We start from the raw sequence: 17663 nt of genomic DNA, 5'->3' as shown, positions 1-17663 counted from the left end.
TCGCGGTGATGGTGTCGCTGGCGGCGGTGTGGGAGTCGTATGGGGTGCGGCCGTCGGCTGTGGTGGGGCATTCGCGGGGTGAGATCGCGGCGGCGTGTGTGGCCGGTGCGCTGTCGTTGGCGGATGCTGCTGGGTTGGTGGTGGCGCGGGGCCGGTTGCTGGTGGGTGCGCGGGGTGCGGGGGCGATGGTTTCGGTGGCGTTGTCGGCGCAGCGGGTGCGGGAGCGGCTGTCGGGCGGGTTGGAGATCGCGGCGGAGAACGGGCCCGCGTCGGTCGTGGTCGCGGGAGACCCGGCCGAGGTGGCCGCGTTTGCCGAGGCGTGTGAGCGGGACGGTATCCGTGTCCGGCAGGTCAGTGACGCGTTCGCTTTCCACACCAGCCAAATGGACGCCACCGGTGAGGAGTTGGCGGCGGCGGTCGCTGGGTTGTCTCCGCGTGCGTCGGAGGTGCCGCTGTATTCGACGGTGACCGGTGAGCTGCTGGACACCGCCACGATGGACGCCGACTACTGGCGGCGGAACCTTCGGGAGCCGGTGCGTTTCGAGGCCGCTGTTCGGGCGTTGCTGGATGCGGGGCACGGGCTGTTCATCGAGGTCAGCCCGCATCCGGTACTGACCGGCGCGGTGCAGCAGACCGCCGAGGAACACGGCACCCATGCCGTGGCTTTGGGCACGCTGCGCCGGGATCAGGACGATCAGGAGCGGTTGCTGACGAGTCTGGCGCAGGCTTACGTACACGGCGCGGACGTTGACTGGTCCGTGTGGTTCGAGGGCCTCGCGGCCCGTCACGTGGAGTTGCCCACGTATGCCTTCCAGCGTCGGCGGTACTGGCTGGAGTCCTCCACACAGACCGCGGATGTTGTGTCCGCCGGTCTGGGCGCGGCCGGGCACCCTCTGCTGGGTGCGGCGGTCAGCGTGGCCGAGGCGGACGCCGCGGTCGTCCTCACCGGGCGGTTGTCGCTGCACACGCACGCGTGGCTGGCGGACCACACCATCGGTGGGTCGGTTCTGCTGCCGGGCACGGCCTTCGTGGAACTGGCGCTGCGCGCCGGTGACGAGGTCGGCTGCGACGCGGTGGAGGAGCTGACGCTGTACGCCCCGTTGGTGTTCCCGGCGGCCGGGGCGGTCCAGGTGCAGGTGGTGGTCGGTGATGTCGTGGACGGGCGGCGGCCCGTCGGTGTCCACTCCCGGGTCGAGGACGAGCAGTCGCCCGCCGAGTGGGTGCAGCACGCCGCCGGGACCCTGGTCGCCGGTGACCGTACCGACCCCGGCTTCGAGCTGACGCAATGGCCGCCCGCGGGCGCCGAGGCGGTGCCGGTCGACGACTTCTACGCGAGGCTGGCCGAGGCCGGATACGGCTACGGACCGGTGTTCCAGGGGCTGCGGGCCGTGTGGCGGCGCGGGGACCACGTCTTCGCCGAGGTCGCGCTGGCGTCCGACGCGGCGGCGCAGGCGGGGCGGTTCGGCATCCACCCCGCCCTGCTCGACGCGGCCCTCCAGGCCATGGCCCTTCAGGCGTTTTCCAGCGGTGAGATCATCCTGCCGTTCGCCTGGTCCGGGGTGCGGCTGCACGCCGTCGGCGGCTCCGCGCTGCGGGTCCGGCTGACGCGTACCGCGGCCGACGCGGTGGCCGTGGCCATCGCCGACACGGCGGGCGTGCCCGTCATCTCGGTCGACACCCTCACCATGCGCGAGGTCACGCCGGAGCAGCTGGCCACGGCCTCCCGCGGTGACGACGGGATGCTGGGGGTGGAGTGGGTGCCCGTGGCCCACTCGGCGGTCCAGCCGGCGCGGCTGGTGGAGTGGGCCGAGGGCGTTGCCTTTCCCGAGGACACCGACGGCGCGCGAGCGGTGGTCGTGGACTGCCGGACGGCCACGGAGGTGTCGGCCGGTGCGGACACACCGCGGGCGGTCTCCGCCGAGGTGCGCCGGGTGCTGGCGGCCGTACAGGAGTGGCTGGCCCGGCCGGAGACGGCGGGCTGCCCGCTGGTGGTGGTCACGCGCGGCGCGGTGAGCACCGCGCCCGGCGAGGACGTGGCCGACCTGGCGGGCGCCGCTGTGTGGGGTCTGGTGCGCTCCGCGCAGAGCGAGCACCCCGGGCGGCTGTTCCTGGTCGATGCGGACGACCACGAGTACGTGCCCTCGGTGGTGGCCGCCGCGCTGGCGGCCGGGGAGCCCCAACTGGCCGTACGGCACGGCCAGGTACGGGCGGCCCGGCTGACCCGGGTGCGCGCCGCCGGGGAGGACGAGCGGCTGCCGGTGTGGTCGGCGGATGGCACGGTGCTGGTCACCGGTGGTACGGGGACGCTGGGCGGGCTGGTGGCGCGGCATCTGGTGCGGCGGTGGGGGGTGCGGCGTCTGCTGCTGCTCAGCCGCCGTGGCGCGGATGCGCCCGGCGCGGGGCTGCTGGCCGAGGAGCTGGCGGGGCTCGGCGCTCATGTCGATGTGGTGGCGTGTGACGTGTCGGACCGGCGGGCGCTGGCGGAGGTGCTGGACGGGGTCTCGTTGTCGGCGGTGGTGCACACGGCCGGTGTGGTGCGGGACGCCACGGTCACCTCGATGACGGGTGAGCAGGTCGGTGAGGTGCTGCGGGCGAAGGCGGACGCGGCGTGGCATCTGCACGAGCTGACGCGGGAGATGGACCTGTCGGCGTTCGTGCTGTTCTCCTCGGCCGCCGGCGTCCTGGGCAGCCCGGGGCAGGGCAACTACGCGGCGGCGAACGCGTTCTTGGACGCGCTCGCGGTGACGCGCCGGGCCCAGGGACTTCCGGCGGTGTCGCTGGGATGGGGTCTGTGGGCCCCGGCCAGTGACATGACCGGGGAGCTGACCGAGGCGGACCGGCAGCGCATGGCCCGTGCCGGGGTGAAGGCGATGAGCGCCGAGGAGGGGCTGGCCCTCTTCGACACCGCGACGGCGGGTTCGGCGGCCACCGTACTGCCGATGCGCCTGGACCTGGCCGCCCTCCAGCGTCAGGGGCCGGAGCTTCCCCCGCTGGTGCGCGGTCTGGTGCGGCCTGCGCGGCGGGTGGCCGCGAGCGGCGCGGGCTCCTCCGACCTGGTGCGGCGGCTGGCGGGTCGCACCGAACCCGAGCGCGAGCGGCTGCTGGTGGACCTCGTCCGGTCCGAGGCGGCGGCGGCCCTCGGCCATGCCGGTGTCGAGGCGGTGGGTGCCGAGCGGGCCTTCAACGAGCTGGGCTTCGACTCGCTGACGGCGGTGGAACTGCGCAACCGGCTCGGCGCGGTCACCGGCCTGCGGCTGCCCGCCACGCTGGTCTTCGACTACCCCCGTCCGGCGGCGGTGGCGCGGTATCTGCTCGGCGAGCTGGTGGGCGCCGCCGACGCGGCCGGAGCCCAGCCGGCCGTGGCCGCCGTGGCGGACGAGCCGATCGCGATCGTGGGCATGGCGTGCCGGTACCCGGGCGGCGTCGGGAATCCGGACCAGCTGTGGCAGCTGGTCGCGGGCGGCCGGGACGTCGTCTCGGAGTTCCCCGTGGACCGCGGGTGGGACCTGGCGAACCTCTTTCACCCGGACCCCGACCGTACGGGTACGTCCTACAGCCGGCACGGTGGCTTCCTGCACGACGCGGCGGATTTCGACGCGGGCTTCTTCGGGGTGAGCCCCCGCGAGGCGACGGCGATGGACCCCCAGCAGCGCCTGCTGCTGGAGACGGCCTGGGAGGCGATCGAGAGCGCGGGCGTCGACCCGGCGTCGCTGCGCGGCACCCGCACGGGGGTGTTCGCCGGTGTGATGTACAGCGATTACGCCGCGCGGCTGCGACAGGTGCCGGAGGGCTTCGAGGGCCTGCTGTCCACGGGGAACGCGGGCAGTGTGGCGTCCGGCCGGGTGGCGTACACCTTCGGGTTCGAGGGCCCGGCGGTGACGGTGGACACGGCGTGCTCGTCGTCCCTGGTGGCCCTGCACTTGGCCGCACAGGCGCTGCGCAACGGCGAGTGCTCCCTCGCCCTGGCCGGCGGTGTGGCGCTGATGGCCACTCCGACGACGTTCGTGGAGTTCTCCCGGCAGCGCGGCCTGGCGCCCGACGGCCGGTGCAAGTCCTTCTCCGACGCGGCCGACGGCGTCGGCTGGTCGGAGGGGGCCGGGCTGCTGGTCGTGGAACGGCTCTCCGACGCGCGGCGCAACGGCCACCCCGTGCTCGCGGTGGTGCGCGGCAGCGCGGTCAACCAGGACGGCGCGTCCAATGGTCTGACGGCGCCGAACGGCCCGTCGCAGCAGCGGGTGATCCGGCAGGCGCTGGCCGGCGCCCGGCTCGATCCGTCCGAGTTGGACGTGGTCGAGGGCCATGGCACGGGCACCAGGCTGGGCGACCCGATCGAGGCGCAGGCGCTGCTGGCGACGTACGGTCAGGGGCGTCCGGAGGACCGGCCGTTGTGGCTGGGCTCGATCAAGTCCAACCTGGGGCACACCCAGGCCGCGGCCGGTGTCGCCGGTGTGATCAAGATGATCATGGCGATGCGTCATGGTGTCATCCCCCGGTCGCTGCACGCGGGGGAGCCGTCCCGGCACATCGACTGGTCCGCGGGCGCGGTCCGGCTGCTCGCCGAGGACCAGCCGTGGCCGGAGGTGGACCGGCCGCGCCGGGCGGCGGTGTCGTCGTTCGGCATCAGCGGCACCAACGCGCACGTCATCCTCGAACAGCCGCCGGCCGGGGGGCCGTCCCCCGACGCGCCGCTCCTGGACGAGCTGCCGCCGGCCGAGGCGGTGGACGAAGCGCGGACGGAGGAGGGGCCCGCGGACGGTGCGGACGTGCCGGTGCCGTGGACGCTGTCGGCGCGTTCCGCCGAGGCGCTCGCGGAACAGGCGCGGCGGCTGGCCGAGGCGGTGACCGGCGACGGCGCTCCGCGCCCGGTGGACGTGGGGTACTCCCTGGCCGCGGGCCGGTCGCTGTTCGAGCACCGGTCGGTCGTCCTCGGCCGTGACCGCGAGGAGCTGGTGTCCGGCCTCGGCGCCGTCGCGGAAGGCCGCTCCGCCGCGGGTGTGGTGCAGGGCGGGCCGGCCACGGGGCACGAGCCGGTGTTCGTCTTCTCGGGCGAGGGCTCGCAGTGGCTCGGGATGGCCCGCGGGCTGCTGGAGAGCTCGCCGGTGTTCGCGGCGCGGATGGCCGAGTGCGCCGCGGCGCTCGCGCCGTACACCGGGTGGTCGCTGCTCGCGGTCGTCCGCGGGGAGGAGGGCGCGCCGTCGGCGGAGCGCGTGGACGTCGGCCAGCCGGTGCTGTTCGCGGTGATGGTGTCGCTGGCGGCGGTGTGGGAGTCCTACGGCGTGCGCCCGGCCGCCGTCGTGGGGCACTCCCGCGGTGAGATCGCCGCCGCGTGTGTGGCCGGCGGGCTGTCGCTGCCGGACGCCGCGGCGCTGACCACGGCACGGGCGCGGCTGCTGTACCAGGCAGGCGTGGCCGGCCAGGGCGGCATGGCGGCGGTCGAACTGCCCGAGGAACGGGTCCGCGCCCGGCTCACCGGGAACCTCGAGATAGCGGCGGTCAACGGTCCCGAGTCGGTCGTGGTCGCCGGGGAGGCCGGGGAACTGGCGGAGTTCGTGGCCGCGTGCGCCGGGGACGGCGTCCGTACCCGCCAGGTCAGTGCCGAGTACGCGTACCACTCCGCGCAGATGGAGGCCATCGGCGAGGCGTTCACCACGGTGGCGGCCTCGCTGACGGCGCGGTCGGCGACGGTGCCGTTCTACTCCACGGTCACCGGCGGGCCGCTCGACACCGTGGCGTGCGACGCCGACTACTGGTACCGCAACCTGCGCGACACCGTACGGTTCGAGGACGCCGTACGGGCCCTGGTGGCCGCCGGGCACCGGACGTTCATCGAGGTGAGCCCGCACCCGGTGCTGACCGCCGCGGTGCAGCGGACGGCCGAGGAGATGTCCGTCGCGGTGGCGGCCTTCGGGACGCTGCGGCGCGGCGACGACGACCGGACGCGGCTGTTGACGAGCCTGGCCGAGGCCCACACCCACGGTGTGGCCGTCACCTGGGCCGAGGCGTTCACGGGCAGCGGCGCCCGGCGGGTGCCGCTGCCCACGTACGCCTTCCAGCGCCGCCGGTACTGGCTGGACGCCACGGACGGCGCGGCGGACGTCGCGTCGGCGGGCCTGGAGACCGCTGGGCATCCGCTGCTCGGCGCGGCCGTCGCCCTCGCCGGCGCGGACGGCGCCGTGGTGCTGACCGGGCGGCTGTCCCTGCGGACCCACCCGTGGCTGGCCGACCACGCGATCGGCGGTTCGGCACTGCTGCCCGGCACCGCCTTCCTCGAACTGGCCCTGTGCGCGGGCGAGGAAGCCGGCTGCGAGGTGCTGGCGGAACTGACCCTGCACGCGCCGCTGGCGCTCCCGGAGACCGGCGCGGTGCAGCTGCAACTGGTGGTCGGCGCCGCCGACGACGGCCGCCGGACGGTGCGGGCGTACGCACGGCCCGAGCGCGCCGGCCGGTCCATGGCGTCCGGGGAACAGCCGGACGACGGGTGGACGCTGCACGCCAGCGGCGTGCTCACCACGGAAGGCGCCGACGTCGAGACCGGCTTCGACCTGGCGCAGTGGCCTCCGGCCGGGGCCGAGCCGGTGCTCGCCGAGGACGCCGCGGAGGAGGTGTACGAGCGGCTGGCAGGGCATGGCTACGCGTACGGGCCCGCCTTCCGCGGCCTGCGGGCCGTCTGGCGGCAGGGCCGCGACCTGTACGCCGAGGTCGCCCTGGACCCCGGGACCGCGGAGCAGGCGGGCCGGTTCGGTGTCCATCCCGCCCTGCTGGACGCCTCGCTGCACGTGCTCACCGTGAATGCCCTGGAACAGGCCGACGCGGGCAGCGGGCAGGCGCTCTTGCCGTTCGTCTGGTCCGGGGTCCGGCTGCACGCGGTCGGTGCGTCGGCGCTGCGGGTGCGGGTGACACCGGAAGGGCCGGAGGCGGCGCGTATCCAGCTCGCCGATGCCGACGGTGTGCCCGTGGCCTCGGTGCGGTCGCTGCTGTTCCGCCCGGTGTCCCTGGAGCGGCTGGCCGCCGCCGGGCGGAGCGGCGACGACAAGCTCTTCACGGTGCGGTGGGAGCCGGTCGCCGGCGCCGCCGTCCGGTCCGCGGAACACCCCGCGCCGCCGGTCGCCGACTGCCGGGCGCTGCCCGCGGCCCCCGCGGCGGCGGTCCGGCAGGTGCTGGAGGAGGTGCGGCGGTGGCTGGACGGGGCGGACCCGGCTGGGCCGCCGCTGGTGGTGGTCACCCGGGGCGCGGTGAGCGTCGGTCCGGAGGAGGTGGTCACGGATCTGGCGGGTGCGGCGGTGTGGGGTCTGGTGCGTTCGGCGCAGAGTGAGCATCCGGGCCGGTTTGTGCTGGTGGATGTGGATGAGGCGGCCGGTCCGGAGGTTCCGCTGTCTCTGGTGTCGGGTGAGGAGAGCCAGTTGGCGGTGCGGGGTGGCCGGGTGCTGGTGGCCCGGCTGGTGCGTGCCGTGCCTGTCGCCGGTGGGGATGAGCGGTTGCCGGTGTGGTCGGCGGATGGCACGGTGCTGGTCACCGGTGGTACGGGGACGTTGGGCGGGTTGGTGGCGCGGCATCTGGTGCGGCGGTGGGGTGTGCGGCGTCTGTTGCTGCTCAGCCGTCGTGGCGCGGATGCGCCCGGTGCGGGGCTGCTGGCCGAGGAGTTGGCGGGGCTCGGCGCTCATGTCGATGTGGTGGCGTGTGATGTGTCGGACCGGCGGGCGTTGGCGGAGGTGCTGGATGGGGTGTCGTTGTCGGCGGTGGTGCATACGGCCGGTGTGCTGCGGGATGCCACGATCGCTTCGATGTCGGGTGAGCAGGTCGATGAGGTGGTGCGGGCGAAGGCGGACGCGGCGTGGCATCTGCATGAGCTGACGCGGGAGATGGATCTGTCGGCGTTCGTGCTGTTCTCCTCGGCTGCTGGTGTGCTCGGCAGCCCGGGGCAGGGCAACTATGCGGCGGCGAACGCCTTTTTGGACGCGTTGGCCGCCTCGCGGCGGGCCCAGGGTCTTCCGGGTGTGTCGCTGGCGTGGGGTCTGTGGGCCCCGGCCAGTGGGATGACCGGGGAACTGACCGAGGCGGACCGTCGGCGCATGGCCCGCGCGGGTTTCAAGGCGATGAGCCCCGAGGAGGGGCTGGCCCTCTTCGACACCGCGCTGGAACTCGACACGCCGGCCGTCCTGGCCGTCTCGTTCGACCTGGCCGCGGTGCGCGGGCGGGCGGGCGCCGGACCGGTGCCGCCCCTGTTGCGCCGCCTGGTGCGACCCGCCCGCCGGGCGGCCGCCGCGCTGCCCGCGCGGGAGGAAGCCGACCGGACGCGGCGGCGGCTCGCCGGGCTCCCGGCGGCCGAGCGCGAAGCGGCCCTGGTCACGGTGGTACGGGACCAGGTGGCCGTGGTGCTCGGACACGCGTCGTCCGAGGAGGTCCCCGCCGAGACCTCGATCCTGGAACTCGGTCTGGACTCGCTGACCGCCGTGGAGCTGCGCAACCGGCTGACGGCGGCCACGGGCACCGAACTGAGCCCGACGGCCGTCTTCGACCACCCCACACCGCTCGGCCTCGCCCGCTTCCTGGCCGACGGTCTCGCCGCCCCCGCGCCGGGAGGCGCGGGAACCGCGGCCGCCGCATCCGGGGGCGGCCAGGCGGCGGCTCCGCTCACCGCGCTGTTCCGGCAGGCGTGCGACGCCGGGCAGCCCACCGTGGCGCTGGCCCTGGCCCGGGAGTTCGCCCGGCTGCGCCCGGCGTTCGACGCCACCGGTACGGACCGGTCGGCCGGCCCCGGTACGGGGAGCGCCGCCGGTCAGGGGACCGATCCCGCGGTCGGCCGCGGGGCGGTGCGGGTGCCGGCGCCGGTGCGGATCGCCCGCGGCGGTTCCGGCCCCGGCCCGGTGGTCGTATGCGTCCCGTCGATCGTCGCGCTGGGCGGCGTCCAGCAGTATCTGCGGCTCGCCACCTCCTTCGAGCCCGCGCAGGACGTCCGGGTCCTGGCCAACCCCGGCTTCGCCGAGGATGAGGCGCTGCCCGCCACCATGGAGGCGGCGGTGCGGCACCACCTCCTGTCGCTCGAACAGGACACCCCCGACCGCCCCCTGGTCCTCGTCGGCCATTCCACAGGCGGTCTGCTGGCCCAGGCCGTCGCCGCCGGTCTGGAACGCGCGGGCCGGCGGGTCACGGGCGTCGCCATGCTGGACACCTACCTGCCGGGCGACGCGGGGAGCACGGCGGTGAGCGACGGCGTGCTGGGCGCGGTGTTCGCGGGGATGGCCCGGCGGGAGAGCGACATCCTCGGGTTCACCGACGCGCGGCTGTCCGCCATGGGCCGGTACCTGGAGCTGCTCGGGACGTGGGAGGCGCCGCGGATCTCCGTCCCCACCCTGCTCGTACGGGCCGCCGAACCGCTCGACGGCGCCCCGCCCGAGCTGACCGGGCCTGACGACTGGCAGAGGTCCTGGCCGCAGCCGTACACCGTGACGCAGACACCGGGCGACCACTTCACCTTGCTGGAGGAGCATGCCGACAAGACGGCGCAGGTCGTCCTCGAATGGCTGACCGGACTGGTGTGACGGTCTGACCAGCGGATACGCAGCGAAACGGACCGGCCGCGCGGAGAGTCATCCCGCGCGGCCGGTCCGTTTCCGCGGAGAGGCCCGGTCAGGTGTGGCTGCCCGTAGCGCTTCGGCACGGCTTCACCGGCCGTGCGATCGGTTCAGGCCGTGGGTGGTGCTGACGGTGAGCATCAGCCGGAGTGGACCGGACTCACCGGGTTTCGGCGCGGGCTGCGCCGGGGGCTGGTCGGGACGGCCGGGATCCGCGCGGCCCTGTGCAGCGCGGGGCCCGGACAGGCCGGACCCCGCACAAGAGGGTGCTCGCGATCCTTCCGTACCTCGTGCCTACGGCTTGTCGAGCACCGTCCCCGTCAGCACCGGCTTGCCGGGCAGCGGCTCGCCGTCGTCGTCGGTCAGTGCCAGGCGCATCGACTCGGCCGGCTCGGCCACGTGGTCCCGCACGGTCGGTACGGCGAAGTCCACGCTGGTGCTCCCGGGCGGGATGTTCAGCCACACCCACAGGTTCGCGTCGGACAGCGGCCGCTCGGGGTCGGGCGCGTCACCGGACCACTCCTCGAGCCACTGCGGGTCCACGTCCTTGGTGGACAGCTCGGCGCCCTCGGTGACCGGAAGTACCCGCACCGGCTGCCAGATGTCCACCGCCGTGGGCGCGTCCAGGGACAACCGCCAGGTCAGCGTCTCTCCCTCGGTCACCCGGTCCGCGACCGGAGAGAGGGTGATCACCGGCGCGGGGTCGTCGTTCTCGACGGTGAGCCCGCCCCGGTGCTTGCCGACGACGGCGTTGTGGACGGCCTTCACGGCGATGTCGTGGGCTACGTCGTCACCGTAGACCGTGTCGCCGTTCACCTCGACCGGCACGTCGATCGCGTCGCTGCCGGGCCGTACGGTCACGAGCCGGTTCTCGGACCGGCCGCCGTCCGGGGCGAGGACGTACACGCGGACCTGCCCGCTGCCGTGCCCGGAGATCTCGACCGGAATCCGGTAGGTGCGGGTGCCCGAGTCGCCCTCCTTGACGACCGTGCGGCCCACGTCGACGCGCGGCAGCGCGGCGGCCTTCACCGGCAACGTGCCGGGCGCCCAGCCCCAGGCGTCCATCAGCCAGGCCCGCCCGGACCGCGAACGGGGCGTCAGCTCAAGGGAGGTGACATGCCTCAGATCGAGCCCGGCCCGGGTCGCGGCCGACAGCGGGACCCGCAGCTCCTGAGCCCAGTAGGAGGCGGTGTTCGCGGAGCCCGGGAGCCCGTCCACCCGGACCGAGCCCAGTGTCGCCCGACGGTGGGAGGAGTCGGTGACGGACACGTCGAACTTCGTGCCGGTCGTGTTCGGCGGTACGAAGACCCGGAGCGCGAGCTTCTGGGAGTCGCGGAGGGAGAGCGGCTTGGCCGGAGTGATATGCGCCGGGCTGCCCGGCGCGGACCACTTCAGGGCCACCGCGCCGCGGCCGGTCTCCGGTTCCGTCTCCCACCACGCGAAGTGCGGTGACGATCCGGGGGCCTCCGGGTTCAGACAGGCCACGGCCGGGTCGGGGTCGACCGCCGAACACAGCCGGGCGCCGGTCACCTTTGCCCCGCCGTCCGGCAGGAAACCACCGCTGCGGCGGCCACCGACCGCGTGGGTCAGCACCCGGGCCGGGTCCGCGGACGGGGCCCGCTTGCCGGACCCGTCGAGCAGCGGACGCACCCGGTCGTCCCCGACGAGGAAGAGCCGGGCCGCGGCGGCGATGTAGGTGGCGCCCGCCTTGTGCTGCTGGGCGGCGGTCAGCCGGGTCGCGGCACCCGGCGCGCACACCGGATCCGGCTGCTCCGGGTCGGTCCCGAAGTCGTCCGTGGCCGGTGCGGCGGCCTCGCCCGGGGTCCACTCGCTGTTGAAGTAGTTGTGGTTGGCGCCGACTATGTAGACCGCGCTGTGCAGTGCCGTACCCCGGCTGATCCCGCGCGTCCCGTCGACGAAGTTCTCGCCCTGCAGGTCCGACACGTCGCCGTCACAGCCCGGCAGCAGCGTCACGGACGGCACGTCGGCGACGGGATTCTGGCCGAAGATCGTCGGTCCGATGAGCACCGTCCCGCGCACCTTCCAGCGCACCGGACCCCGGTAGCCGTCCTCGGCGGCCGGCGGCGGGTAGAGGCTGTCCATGGCGGCCCGGTTGACGCCCTCGCCACCGCGCGAGTGGCCGACGAGCAGGACACGGGAGAGGTCGGCCTTCGCCGCCTTGCGTACGACGGCCGGGGCGGAGGAGCGATGGGCGGCCCAGTCGGCCCAGTGGGCGAGGTGCTGCCGTACCAGCGAGGAACGCGCCTGCGCGCCGGCGTCCTCGGCCTGCCAGTCCTGGGCGTTGATGCCGTTCGCTGAGATCGACACCGTCACATAGCCCTGTGAGGCCAGCAGTCGCTGGTCGCGCAGATAGCCCAGGTGGCTCGGGATCGGCTTGGAACCGTCCGCACAGGGCCAGTCGCCGGTCACGCCGTCCTCGGAGCCCGGTTTGTAGCAGGTTTCGTGGCGGCCGTGCAGGAACAGCGCGAGCGGCCGGCTGCCGGTGGCCCCCTTCGGCGCCACCACCTCGGCGGTCATCTCCACCGGGGTGTCGAACCCGGGCAGCCGCACCGGGGCGAGGTCGTACTCCCCGGTGACCGTGCGGTACGAGCCGGGTTTGCCCGGATCGACGCCGTTCGCCGGCGCCTGCGCGGGCATCCGTGCCGCGTGCGAGCCGGACCTGGGCGTGTCGTCGGCCGCCGCGTCCAGCCGGCGCCCCGCGGCCGTCACGCGCAGGGCCGTCAGCCGCTCGGGCCGCGTCGTGCCGAGTACCAGCCGGAAGGTCCGCCCGTCCTTCGCCGGTTTCGGCACTCCGAGCAGCCGGTCCCCGGTACGGAACTCGACCCGCGCATCCCCCATGGGCACGGCCTTCGGCGCGCGCCAGACCAGCTCACGCGCCCCACCCTCCCCGTCGATCCGCCACCCCGGCGGAAGTGGGCTGTCGGCCGTCGCGCTCAACTGGCCAGATCTGCTTGGCTGTTCGGCCTGTGCCAGTCCGGGTGAGCCCGCCAGGGCCGCCAGCACCGCCAAGGCGGTCACACCTATTCGCCGGGCACGGATCAATGATCCTCTCCTCAAAACCCCATGCGCAGACGTCCCGTCCGTCCCGGGCGCCTCTCGCGTCACCTAGGACGGGGGAGAGGCGTCCGTGGGTTGTCCGTGAGGAGATGCCGAGAGCGGGCGAGCGACGCGATCAAGCCACTGCCACTGATCGCTCTCCGATACGCCGTCGGGCGGCATGCTCGTTGCCACGTCTTCGCGTACCAATCGGATCACCAGGTGGGAGGTGGTTTCACCCGCCCCAGCGGGCACGTGGGTGGAAGCGGTGTGGTGACCGCGATCCCGGCTGTCGGCACAGGCAGCCGGGTCTGACCGGTGCTTGGCGCCACTTCCAGCGCCCAGACGACGGTGCCAGGTCAGCGGCGTGCCCGGGGTGTGTCCGGAGGCGTGCCCGGGGGGTGATCAGCCGGTGACGACGCACGGCGGGCGGTAGCCCGCGGGCGAGAGCGGAGAGGCGCAGGGGAGGAGCATGCCTGGCTCGCGCGGTCGCACCGGTCGCCGGGTGCGGTGGAGCACCCGGCGACCGTCGGGGGTCAGCGGGGTGCGGACGCCACGGGGTCAGCGGCGTCCATCACGTCGCCCAGGTCGACGAACTTGAAGTTGGTCGCCGTGCGGGTGCCGCCCTCGCCATCGGGGACCTCGGGGGTCTCGTGGCCGTCTTGGACGACCAGCATGCCGTTCGGGTAGCGGCTGCCCAGTGGGGCGTTCAGGACGGCGGCGCCGTCGCACTCCTCCGACCCGTCGAGCGTCGCGGAGGCCGCGCCGACGCGGAAGCCGCCCTCGTACTCGTTGTCCTCGCTCACCTCACGGTCGTACAGGGCGAAGGTGCTGTCGCCCTGGCTGGAGGCGAAGAGGTAGCCGTCGCCGTCGGGCTCCTGGAAGAGGGTCAGGCCCTCGACGTCCGCGGTCAGCCGCTTGCCGCCGAAACCGGGGTCGGCGCCGGGCGTGCACTCCTCGGTGGTCTTGTCGTAGACGCCGGGGACGCCGTACTCGCGGACCTTCTCCACCAGGACCGGCTTGTCGGTCAGGTCGGCGCGCAGCCGCCAGATGCCGACGTCCTCCTGGCCTGCGTAGAGGGTGCCGGTGGCGGGGTCCACCACCATGCCCTCGACCTGGGGGAGTTCACCGGGCTCGGTACAGGGGGACCAGGTGGTGCCGTCGGGCAGACGGAACGAGGCCGGAAGGTCGAGGGTGCGGACCTCGCGGTAGTCGACGGTGCCTCGCGCGGTCGGGGTCAGTTCGACGAGGGCGAGCCGGGTCCGCTTCCGCTGGCTGACCAGGGCGTAGGAGCGGCCGGTGGCCTTGTCCTGCCAGGTGGCGAGGCCGTACGCGGTGCGCTGGTCGTTGATCTCGGCCTGGTCGGCGGAGAAGACCGGGGCGGCGGCCGGGTCGGTGATGTCGGTCAGCGGAGCGCCCGGCTTGGACGGGTCGATGCGGTAGATCCGCAGCCGGTCGCTGCCCCGGTCGCTGACCACGGCCACGTCGGCCCGGCCGGTGGGGGTTTTCAGACCGGCGACGAGGTCGACGTTGTTGAACCGGCCCGGGGCGTCGTCCTCGGCCGGCGGACGTGGCGCGGGCAGCGACTGCACCAGGCGGGCGTCCAGTCCGTACACGCGCAGGCCGCCTTTCTTGGCGGTCGCGATGACCAGGCTGCGGTCGGGGTCGGCCGCGTTGCGCCAGATCGCGGGGTCGTCCGCGTCGGAGTGGCCGCCCGCCTCGTCGTCGTAGAGGGCGGGGGTCTCGCTGGTCGGGGTGACCGTGGGCAGGCCCTCGTCGTCGGCCCCGGCCGGGGCGGAGGTCAGGAGGGCGAGCAGGACCGCACTCAGGGCGAGCGCGGCGGCCGTACGCGGGGTGCAATGCGTTCTCACAAGCGCTTCCTTGGTCGGTGTCGAGGACATGCCGATCTTGCGTGGAGAACTTGGCCTGGAAGGGACCGGAACCTGTACGCGTGGTCGCGAAGGAGCCGGTCGCACACCAACTGCCGTTCAGATCCGTACAGTACGGCCGCCGCGGGGTGTGCACCAGAGCGCCGTCGGAGCCCGTGGACGCCCCGCTCCGGGCCTGGGGCGCACCGCCCCAGCGTCCGGGATGCGGCGCTCGTCGGCCACCACTGGGGCGCTGCCGACGGACGCCTGAGGATGCATCGCGGCGCCGTACATCCGCCCAGGACGTGCGGTGGCGGCCGGTGCGGCAGCGCCACCCTCCGGCGTAGCGGGGTGAAGTACCACGGCACGCCGGAACCGTCGTGTCCGGGACGGGGTGGGCATGAGTCCCGTCACATTTCCCGGTGTGCGGCGGCCATGGAGCCTGAACGAGCCTGCCACGGGGCAGGTACGTGGGGGAGGTGGCGGCCCCGCCCAGCAGCCGGCGCAGTCGGTAGCGAGTCGGCGCCCGGTGGCGTCCAGCCTCGTCGAGGGTCGGCACGTCCCGGGCCACCGCCAGGCTCCGCGGATCTCATGAGGAGTCCCGCCGGTCGAGCGAACTGACGGTGGCCCGTAGCGCCTCGGGCGCATCAGTACCCACGACAGATCGCCTACACAAGAGGATGGTGAACCAGTGAGCGGACCTGGCGAACGAGGAGTCCAGGCGGTCCTCTTCGACTTCGCGGGAACATTGTTCGACGACACGGGGGTGTTCACGGCGGCACGGCTGGTGGCGAAGGCGAGTAACCGCGGCGTCAGGCTTGACGAGCAGGCCGCGGCGACGCTGATCCGACGCACCGTGGCGTACGTGGACGCGCCGGAGCGCAGCGTGGCGAAGGAGGGATGCGATCTGTCGCCCGACGCGCACCGGCGGATCTGGACCGGGCTGATCGCCGACGCCGGGCCGTTCGAGCCACCGTTGGTGGAGGCGCTCTATGACTGCCTGACCGACAACGACGCCTGGCTCCCGTACCCCGACGCGCTTCCGGTGCTCGAGGCGCTCGGTGCCGCAGGCGTGCGCACGGGCGTGCTGAGCAACATCGGCTGGGATATCCGACCGGTCTTCCAGCGCACCGGTGTACTGGATCAGCTCGACGCGGTGGTGCTGTCGTGCGAGGTCGGGTTGGCCAAGCCCGACCCTGCCGTCTTCGGCGTCGCCTGCGAGCGGCTGGGTCTTCCGGCCGGGCGGGTGCTGTTCGTTGGCGACGATCCCGTCAAGGACGGCGCGGCGGCGCGCGCCGGGTTGCCGGTGTACCTGTTGCCGAGCGAGCGTGACGTGCGCGTGCCCCGGGGGCTGACGGGAGTCCTGCGACTCGCCGGTGTGGAGAGCGGTCGCGCGGCGGCCGCGTAGTCGGACGCCCCGGCGCCGTGGTGTCACAACGCCGGAGCACTCGCGTGCGGCGCTCTCCGCTTCTGCCCGGCACCTGCCACCCGCTCCATGCCGTCATCGGCCGGCCACTCCGGGCCCACTGGTGACGTGGTACCGGTGTCCGGCGCGCTGGACATGGCGCCGGGCACCGGTCAGTCCCGGCCGGCCGCCCTTGCCGGAGGGGACGGTCGCCTCACCGGGCGAGCTTCCCCGTCACGGGAAGGGTGACCAGCCCCGGCGCTCGTTGTTTCCGCCCGCATGTGATGCCGTGGACCGCTGCGACGGTCATGCGTGGGAAGGCCGTCGGCGGACTGCTCGCCGCGCACCCCACAGGGGTTCCCCGACCGCTTCCTCCATGGGGGATGCCCGGCTCGGCAGCCTGATCGGACGACTGACTCCGGTCACCGCCGGGGGTGGCGTACGGTCCATGACAGCTCGTGCGCGGCCCTGCGCCGGGCGGCGGTGGTGCGCTCGTAGGGCAGTGCGCCGTCCGGCATGCGCACGACCTCCACGTACAGGCCGAAGGGGGCGCGGGTGTACACCCATCGGTCGCCGGTGAGCGGCCCCTGATCGATCGTCTCCGGCCCGCCGAGCACGGTGCAGCCGTGTTCGGCCAGGTAGGCGGCGGCCACGTCCACGTCGCGGACGTGCAGGGCGAGATGGCTGCCGCCGACGTCGCTGTTGCGCGGAGGGCGTGGGTCGCCGGCCGACGTCCCCTCGTAGCAGGCCAGTTCGATGGTGTCGGTCGGGCCCATGCCCAGCACGGCCCGCCGCAGGGCACCGCCCGGTGGCACGCCGAGCGCCGCCGCCACGTCCGCGGGAAGGACGCTCTGCTCGTTCCGGTACAGCAGTTCGGCGCCCAGGACGTCCACGAAGAACCGCTCGGCCGCGTCGAGGTCCGTGACGGTCCTGGCGAAGTGGTCGACGCCGAGCGCGCCGGGCAGGCCGCGCCGGCTCGCCGTGCCGTCGTCCCGGTTGCGCCACGGCCCCGGCGGGCGGCGGCGTGGTGTGCCGCCCTCCACCTCGTACGGCAACACCTCCGGTACGGACCGCAGTTCCAGGGGTGCGTCGAACGGCGAGGACAGTCTCACCCAGCGCGTGCCCGCGTCGGGCTGCCCGTCGGGGACCCGGCGGACCGGGCCGAGTGGGCTCACCCCCGCTCGACGGGTGAGTTCGGCGGCGGCCCGTGCCACGTCCGTCACGTGCAGCGCGAGGTGCACGTGTCCCGCGTCGTGCGGAGCCCGTGGCGTGGCGGTGCGATCCGGCGACTGGTAGGCGAACAGTTCGAGGTTGGTGTCGGGTCCCAGGCGGACGAGGGCGATCTCGGCGCTGGCTCGCGGGTGTACGTCGAGGTGTACGCGCATCCAGTCGTCGGCGTGCGCCAGCGGCGGGAGCCGGTAGACGAGTTCGCCACCGAGTGCCGTTTCGGCGAAGTCGATCGCGGCGTCCAGGTCGGACACGGTGAACGCCAGGTGGTCGACTCGTTGGGCGCCGGGCACCCCACGCGGCGCCGGTCCTTGGCCGTCGCCACACGAGGACAGGCCGGCCGCGGCGGAAGCGGGCGCGCACGAGCGGTCGGGGGGAAGCACGGGGCTGCCTCCTCAGGCTGGGTGATGGGTCGATCACTGCGAGGGGTCCGTGGGGCCGCGGGGCGTGCGACAGGTGGCGGGCGCCCTCGGGAACCCCACGGACCCGGTGGGGGAGCGCGAGGCCGGGGGCGCCGGCCGGCTGGCGGCGTGC

Annotated in this window: 5 protein-coding genes; 2 read left to right on the top strand and 3 right to left on the bottom strand. The window is 74.2% G+C overall.

The window, feature by feature from the left end:
• The first annotated feature begins 8 nt into the window (after nucleotides 1–8).
• Nucleotides 9–9539: a type I polyketide synthase gene (locus tag AXW62_RS47395; protein ID WP_252368492.1), complete on the top strand. Its 9531-nt coding sequence runs from the start codon at nucleotides 9–11 to the stop codon at nucleotides 9537–9539.
• A gap of 327 nt (nucleotides 9540–9866) precedes the next feature.
• Here AXW62_RS47395 and AXW62_RS03465 read toward each other — a convergent pair whose 3' ends face one another.
• Nucleotides 9867–12611 (bottom strand): alpha/beta hydrolase, encoded by a 2745-nt coding sequence (locus tag AXW62_RS03465; RefSeq protein ID WP_174556344.1) that lies wholly within the window; start codon nucleotides 12609–12611, stop codon nucleotides 9867–9869.
• Between the two features lie 554 nt (nucleotides 12612–13165).
• Nucleotides 13166–14500 (bottom strand): phytase, encoded by a 1335-nt coding sequence (locus AXW62_RS03460; RefSeq protein WP_252368491.1) that lies wholly within the window; start codon nucleotides 14498–14500, stop codon nucleotides 13166–13168.
• A 688-nt stretch (nucleotides 14501–15188) separates the two neighbouring features.
• On the opposite strand from AXW62_RS03460, the gene AXW62_RS03455 reads away from it, so the two are divergent.
• Nucleotides 15189–15905: an HAD family hydrolase gene (locus AXW62_RS03455; RefSeq protein WP_159060804.1), complete on the top strand. Its 717-nt coding sequence runs from the start codon at nucleotides 15189–15191 to the stop codon at nucleotides 15903–15905.
• A gap of 419 nt (nucleotides 15906–16324) precedes the next feature.
• Here AXW62_RS03455 and AXW62_RS03450 read toward each other — a convergent pair whose 3' ends face one another.
• Nucleotides 16325–17422, bottom strand: a complete 1098-nt coding sequence (locus AXW62_RS03450; protein ID WP_252368490.1) for a VOC family protein — start codon at nucleotides 17420–17422, stop codon at nucleotides 16325–16327.
• Between the last annotated feature and the right edge of the window lie 241 nt (nucleotides 17423–17663).

The organism is Streptomyces hygroscopicus subsp. hygroscopicus (assembly GCF_001553455.1).
GTDB lineage: Bacteria > Actinomycetota > Actinomycetes > Streptomycetales > Streptomycetaceae > Streptomyces > Streptomyces hygroscopicus.
The sequence above is the reverse complement of the archived record's forward strand: the minus strand, read 5'-3'. Positions and strand labels throughout refer to the sequence as shown.

Bases quoted from the DNA above. Each gene is read 5' to 3' on its own strand.
- AXW62_RS47395 (WP_252368492.1), top strand. From the start codon at position 9: ATGGTGTCGCTGGCGGCGGTGTGGGAGTCGTATGGGGTGCGGCCGTCG.